General features: G+C 25.6%; 9 protein-coding genes. 2 read left to right on the top strand and 7 right to left on the bottom strand.

All coding sequences use genetic code 11. The annotated features are described in order from the left end of the window. Positions 1–223: 223 nt before the first annotated feature. The 5 genes from N3D74_06565 to N3D74_06545 form a co-directional block, all read right to left on the bottom strand. On the bottom strand, positions 224–394 hold the full coding sequence (locus N3D74_06565; GenBank protein MCX8095827.1) for a YvrJ family protein: 171 nt from the start codon (positions 392–394) through the stop codon (positions 224–226). Between the two features lie 62 nt (positions 395–456). Further along, entirely contained in the window at positions 457–675 is a 219-nt protein-coding gene (locus N3D74_06560) for a DUF2922 domain-containing protein (GenBank protein ID MCX8095826.1), read from the bottom strand. Between the two features lie 46 nt (positions 676–721). Beyond that, a complete protein-coding gene (locus N3D74_06555; GenBank protein ID MCX8095825.1) occupies positions 722–916 on the bottom strand; it encodes a hypothetical protein in 195 nt (64 codons plus the stop codon). Further along, entirely contained in the window at positions 916–1,512 is a 597-nt protein-coding gene (locus N3D74_06550; protein ID MCX8095824.1) for a peptidoglycan recognition protein family protein, read from the bottom strand. The genes N3D74_06555 and N3D74_06550 overlap by 1 nt, the downstream gene beginning before the upstream one ends. Beyond that, on the bottom strand, positions 1,509–1,673 hold the full coding sequence (locus N3D74_06545; GenBank protein ID MCX8095823.1) for a hypothetical protein: 165 nt from the start codon (positions 1,671–1,673) through the stop codon (positions 1,509–1,511). The genes N3D74_06550 and N3D74_06545 overlap by 4 nt, the downstream gene beginning before the upstream one ends. Positions 1,674–1,796: 123 nt before the next feature. Here N3D74_06545 and N3D74_06540 point away from each other — a divergent pair, with 123 nt between their 5' ends. Continuing rightward, positions 1,797–2,480, top strand: a complete 684-nt coding sequence (locus N3D74_06540) for a helix-turn-helix domain-containing protein (protein MCX8095822.1) — start codon at positions 1,797–1,799, stop codon at positions 2,478–2,480. Next, positions 2,481–3,350, top strand: coding sequence for an EamA family transporter (locus N3D74_06535; GenBank protein ID MCX8095821.1), 870 nt, complete (start codon positions 2,481–2,483; stop codon positions 3,348–3,350). It begins immediately after the preceding gene. Here the strand turns inward: N3D74_06535 and N3D74_06530 are convergent. Together N3D74_06530 and N3D74_06525 are read right to left on the bottom strand one after the other, a co-directional pair. Beyond that, a complete protein-coding gene (locus N3D74_06530; GenBank protein ID MCX8095820.1) occupies positions 3,347–3,892 on the bottom strand; it encodes a nitroreductase family protein in 546 nt (181 codons plus the stop codon). The two genes, N3D74_06535 and N3D74_06530, sit on opposite strands and share 4 nt — an antisense overlap. A gap of 15 nt (positions 3,893–3,907) precedes the next feature. Beyond that, the coding region (locus tag N3D74_06525; GenBank protein ID MCX8095819.1) for a hypothetical protein at positions 3,908–4,301 on the bottom strand (394 nt) is incomplete at its 5' end.

Here is a 4,301-nt window from a genome sequence, read left to right as displayed (position 1 = left end):
CCCTTAAACAGGCTTAAGTTATGTACTTACTCTTCTAATCAATAGTGCTGTTTAAACATATCAAGATCTAATTTTTGTATCAAAAATCTGTACTTTCCGCTTTTTGTCTTTGGAATGCAGTCCAGATAATTTATTTTTAAATCAATATTAAATTTAAAAATGGGTCAGGTCCTGAATCAAACTTTCTTAAATATTAGACCTGACCCAAATTATATTAATTAACTTATTTATTTAAGTCTTCTCTTAAAAGGGTTATTACTTCTTTAAGTTCTAAAATTGCTTCTTTTAATTTATCCATCTTTCCATTGTTTCTTATCAATAAATATGTTGCAATTACAATTGGAAAACCAACTTGTCCAATTAGTCTTAATAAATCTTCAATTGTTAATTCCAAAGTTTTTCACCTCCTTTTAGTTTAAAAAGGTGAGTGGAAAATCCACTCACCCAAATTAAAACTTATGGAATTAAGTCATTAAAGTTTCTCTCAACTATACCTCCATCTCTTATTCCAGTTAGTTCACCATATCTTGTTAAGAAGATATTTTGCTGAATTATCCAGTTCATGAAGTTTTGAATCTGTTGTGCTGTTAAGTTATCTTTAGGATTACTAAATCTCATAATGAAACTTCTACCCTCTGTTTCAGTGTTAAAGACAAGAACGAGTTGCTTATCCATAAATTTCACCTCCTTTCGTTTTCAAAGTACTATCTTTTTCTAAAAATTAACCATATCTTTTTCTAACAATTCTAAAAGAAGTATAAAGAGGGTCTTTAATAAGTTGAGATAACCTTGATACAAACTCCTCAACTTGGGAATCTGTTGCTGTGGATTTGAGGAAGTTTTGTGTCTCACTTCTTGTATTTCCTTCTGTTCCAAAAACAATTCTAATTGAGTGTCTTTCATCTATTACTGCCATTACTTTTCACCTCCTTTCTTAAATTCAACTTCATAAAAGTTTTTTAAAATTTGTGCCAAAGTTCCAAAATCGACAATTTCTGTTGGTTTATGATCATTCTTAACCCAATTTTTCTTTTTAACAAACTCAATTGCTTCTTCCTTCCAATTAATTTTCAAATTTGATTCAACTTTCTCTTTTAACTCTTCAAATGGAAAATTTTTCCCAGGGCAAGATGTAGGAACAATATCACTGTGCTTTAAGATTCTTTTTGTAGAAATTGAAAACTCTTTAGCAACTTCTGTTATTTTTAATACTCCTATTTCAAATTGTTTTCTATCAAGAATTTCTAAATCAAAATTCCCAAAGAAACAGATTGATAAACTTCTAAAGTTTATAAAATCATCTCCTGAGTGGAAGCAAGGAAGTGTAATTGGATTTCCATTAAAAATTCTTAAATCTTTAGTTATAGAGAAATGGTAATCTGAAATATACCAAGGATATCTACTTTTATATTTCGCTTGGTGATTCTTTTTAATAGATTCCCACAGAAGATATGAATCTCCATCACTGTTTTTTATTCCTGAGTGGTGAATTACTATGTACTCAATTTTCAAAGTTCTCTCAACTCCTTTACACTTTTAATGAATCCTAAAATTCTCTCTTTCTCCTCATCTGATTTTTTCTCTAATTTTTCCAATTTTTTCAAAATTTTTACCTTGTTTCTCTCGTTTAAAACTCTTGCTAAAATTTCATAGATAATCTCAGTATCTTTCAAAAAATCACCTCCTTAATATTATATCAATTTGTTTACATATATTATAACATTTACTTTCTATTTGTCAAGAGATTGATAGAAAATATAGAAATTATTTGATATAATTAATAAAGGAGGTTAAAGTTGAACATTGGTGAAAGAATTAAAAAATTAAGAGAAGATCTTGGTTTAACTCAAGAAGAATTTGGAGAAAGATTAGGAGTAACAAGACAAGCAATATATCAAATTGAAAAAGGCTTAAGAACTCCTGGAATAAAATTTATTATTAAAGCATCTGAAGTTTTTAATGTTCCAATCTCTTATTTTTTAGATGAGGAATCTCTTGTAATTACAAGAGATGAAAAATATTATCTATTTAGAATAATAAAGTCTCTTGATGAAGAAGAAAGAAAGAAAGTTTTAGATTTTCTTTATAAAATGAAAGGAATTCCTGTTAAAAAAATTCCAGTATTAGGTTATGTAAGAGCAGGAGAACCACTTCAAGTTGAAAGAGATTTAGAACCAATAAAATATTTAGAGCTCCCTTATGATGAAACTAAAAATGTTGAATATGCTTTAATAGTTAAAGGAGATAGTATGATTGACGCAAAAATATATGAAGGAGATTATTTACTTTTAAATGAAAACATTCAATGGGAAAATAATAGTTTAGTTGTTGCAATTATAAATGGAAAAGCAACTTTAAAGCGCCTTGTTTTTGAAGATGGTAAATGGAAATTAAAACCAGCAAACAAAGAATATCCTGAGATTGAATTAAACGAACATGATGACATAAAAATTATAAAAGTTGTTAAAACTTGGAGATAAATGGAAATATTTTCTTTATCTTTGGTTGTTATTTCAGCACTAATACATTCAACTTGGAATTTTTTCTTCAAAAAAAGTAAAGATCAAGTAATATTCATATTTTGGGCAAAAATTTTTCAGATTTTAATTTATTTTCCAATTGTTATTTATTTATTATCAAGATTCGGTTTAAATGAAAAAGGAATTCCACCAATAATTGGAAGTGGATTAGTACATTTCTTCTATTGGCTTTTTATTTCTCTTGCATATAAATATGGAGATCTATCGCTTGTATATCCTGTAGCAAGATCATCTCCGCTTTTAATAGCGCTTTTTTCTTTTTTAATTTTTGGAGAAAAAATTACAATATTTGGTTTTTTTGGTATCTTACTAATAATTATTGGTATATTTTTTATTTCTTCTGGGAATTTCGATTTTAGAAATTTTTTAAAAATTTTTAATAAAGAAAATAAGGGTTTAATTTTTGCTTTATTATGTTTAATTGCAATAACATTCCACTCTTTAATAGATAGAGTGGGAGCAAAATATGTTAATTCAATAATATATGTTTATTTATTTGAAATTATTTCACTTAGTCTTTTTGCTCCGTATGTATTAATAATTAAAAAAAGAAGGGATATTTTAAAAATATTAAAAGATGAGAAGATAAAAATTTTTTATACAGCAATTTCAATTATTCTTTCATATTCAATAATTATTTATGTTATGAATTTATCCAAATTAAGTTATATAGTTTCAGTTAGAGAAATTGGAGTAATATTCTCAGTGTTACTTGGAACAATTTTTCTCAAAGAAAAATATGGTTTTATTAGATTTATATCTTCTATTTTAATTTTTTCAGGAATTTTTCTAATTTCTGTCTTAGGTTAAATAATTTTTGCTAATTCTTCAAAGGGTTTTCTTGGAGGTCTATTTATTTCTTGCTCTTTTTGTTTATCTGTTAAGACTTCTCTTATTTCTTCTCTTTTTTTACCAAAGATTATTAAAGTTATAACAGTATAATCATTTGGAATTTGAAGAATTTCTTTTACTTTATCTTCATCATAACCTGCAATTGGATGAGCAACAAGCCCTAATTCAGTTGCTCTTAATATCATAAAACCAACTGACATTCCTGTATCAAAAAGAAAATATTCTCTTCCTTTAATATCACAATCTAAATCTTTTTTTGTATAGACAACAGTTATCATAGAAGAAAATTTAGCCCAATCATTATTTTTAGAAAGTGCTCCAAAAATTTCATTTAGTTTATCTTTACTTTTTACAAATATAAATCTTTCAGGTTGATTATTAAAGCAAGATGGAGCCAAAACAGCAGAATTAAATAAATCTTTTATCATATCTTCACTTATCTCAATTTCATCTAATGACCTATAAGCTCTCCTTTTTTCAATTGCCTCTTTCACTTCCATAATTTCCTCCAAAAATTATGAAAATTTTATCTCCTTTTTATTTAATATTAATATTAAATTTAATAAAATTCTTCTTAATTTAACCCTTTCCCATTTTGAGAAATAGTATAAAGAAAGAATCATTGAATTAAAATTTAAATTTAAACTATCTGAAATTTTTTTAATAAATATATAATTCTCAAATTTTAAACTTAAATTGATCGATAATCTACTAAATCTTTCATAGTTTCTAATTAATATATCTATAATCTTCCTATCTTTTTCTTTTAAATTTAAATAAAACTCTATAAATTTTTTTAATTCATGATCATTAAAGTGATTTAAAAACCTTAAAGCAAGCTCTCTTCTTCCTTTTATAAATGAATTAGGGGTAATTATATTTAATACAAATTTTAGAAATTCTGTATTC

The sequence above is a fragment of the Caldisericia bacterium genome (genome assembly GCA_026414995.1).
Classification (GTDB): Bacteria; Caldisericota; Caldisericia; order B22-G15; family B22-G15; genus JAAYUH01.
This window is presented reverse-complemented; position numbering and strand designations above follow the sequence as displayed.

Excerpts from the sequence above, each read along its gene's own strand:
- N3D74_06560 (MCX8095826.1), bottom strand. The coding sequence starts at position 675 with ATGGATAAGCAACTCGTTCTTGTCTTTAACACTGAAACAGAGGGTAGA.
- N3D74_06535 (MCX8095821.1), top strand. The coding sequence starts at position 2,481 with ATGGAAATATTTTCTTTATCTTTGGTTGTTATTTCAGCACTAATACAT.
- N3D74_06555 (MCX8095825.1), bottom strand. The coding sequence starts at position 916 with ATGGCAGTAATAGATGAAAGACACTCAATTAGAATTGTTTTTGGAACA.
- N3D74_06530 (MCX8095820.1), bottom strand. The coding sequence starts at position 3,892 with ATGGAAGTGAAAGAGGCAATTGAAAAAAGGAGAGCTTATAGGTCATTA.